The sequence below is a fragment of the Chloroflexota bacterium genome (genome assembly GCA_040902225.1).
Lineage (GTDB): Bacteria > Chloroflexota > Limnocylindria > QHBO01 > QHBO01 > CF-167.
In genome coordinates this window covers 870,707-872,208 of record JBBDXT010000004.1, presented here as the reverse complement: position 1 = coordinate 872,208, position 1,502 = coordinate 870,707, and the positions used below count along the sequence as shown (strand labels likewise).

The window sequence follows — 1,502 nt, the reverse complement described above, 5'->3', positions numbered from 1 at the left end:
GGTGCGTCTGGTCTGACCGGTGCGTCTGGTTTGACCGGTGCGTCTGGTCTGACCGGTGCGTCTGGTTTGACCGGTGCGTCTGGTCTGACCGGTGCTTCCGGTGAGACTGGTGCATCGGGTGCTTCAGGTGCCTCTGGCCTGACTGGTGCCTCTGGTGTAACTGGTGCGACCGGTGCCTCCGGTGCTTCAGGCCTGACCGGTGCCTCCGGTGCTTCAGGCCTGACCGGTGCGTCCGGTGCCTCCGGTGCGTCTGGTGCGTCCGGTGTTTCAGGTGCCTCGGGTGCCTCGGGTCTGACCGGTGCCTCCGGTGCTTCTGGTGTGACCGGTGCTTCGGGCGCTTCGGGCCTGACCGGCGCCTCCGGTGCCTCGGGAGCCCAGGGTGCTTCCGGCCCCAGCTCGTTGTCGGGCTTGGTCGTATACCCGTCCTCGGCGGTGACGGGCACCACGGCAACCCAGACGTGTCCAGCCGCAAACCCGATCGTTATCGGTGGCGGCTACAGCGGCCTCGCCGCTACTGGTGGAACCCAGAATTCGCAGTACACGATCGATAGTTACCCAAGTGCAACCGACGCGTGGACTGTGAGCTTGAGCGTGTCTGATGCGGGCTGGACCATCTATGCCGTCTGCTCCAAGTAGCGGCGACTGAACCGCTCCTCCACCAAATCGGTGGGGACCGGACGAACCCCGGCAGGGCAGCCCTGCCGGGGTTCTGCTATGCCGCAGAACCGGGTGGACGCCCGAACCATCGGTCTGTCCTGCCACCCATGCTTCAGTCAACGCCTGAGCCAGCGAGCCTCCGCGAGGAGCAGCCGGCGTCATCGGTCCAGTCGCGGCGTTCGACCCGGGCGAGCTGATCCGCACCTGCGCGAACTGCGGCTCGACCATGGAAGAGCGCAAATGCAAGCTCATCTGCCCCCGCTGCGGTTACTTCCTGTCGTGCTCGGAATGGTGGCAGAGCTGCCCCGCTGACGGTCAGCGCTTATTGCGGGCAGGACGCTCCACGGGCTGCTGCTCGCGCACGAGTCGGTCGATTGCCGCGCGGAAGCGTGCGCCGGACGCATGTCGCCGCAACCAGATGAGGTAGTCGATGTCCCGCCTGGCTACGTCACGCAGCGTCCAACCCTGGTAACGGCCAAAGTCGAGCGTGACATGGGTGGCGTCGTCGTCATCCGGCAGTGGGGCTCCATGGCTCCTCGGCTCGGCCGCGGTACGAGGCGGGTTGGCCATCCGGTCGCGCTCATAGGCCCTGCGAGCGGCTTCGTCTCGCACCTGTGCGTATGCCCAGTTCAGATCCGCCATGCGCCGCTCGGCAGCAGCGTCGAGGGGTGCGTCCTTGCCGTCAGGATGCAGCTTGCGGGCGAGCACGCGGTACGCGGCCCGAACGACATCGGGATCCGCGTCTCGGATGACGTACAGGATGCGATACGGGTCGCGCCTCTCCATTCGAGCAGCCTAGCGCGCTCGTGCGTCGATCGGGGGGGGGGGGGGGGGGGGGGGGGGGG

At 67.4% G+C, this 1,502-nt stretch carries 1 protein-coding gene; it reads right to left on the bottom strand.

Translation table 11 applies throughout. From position 1 onward, the window contains the following. Positions 1 to 972: 972 nt before the first annotated feature. The gene (locus WEB29_06670) at positions 973 to 1,443 is read right to left on the bottom strand and encodes a DnaJ domain-containing protein (GenBank protein MEX2136626.1); all 471 of its coding nucleotides are present in this window, start codon (positions 1,441 to 1,443) and stop codon (positions 973 to 975) included. Between the last annotated feature and the right edge of the window lie 59 nt (positions 1,444 to 1,502).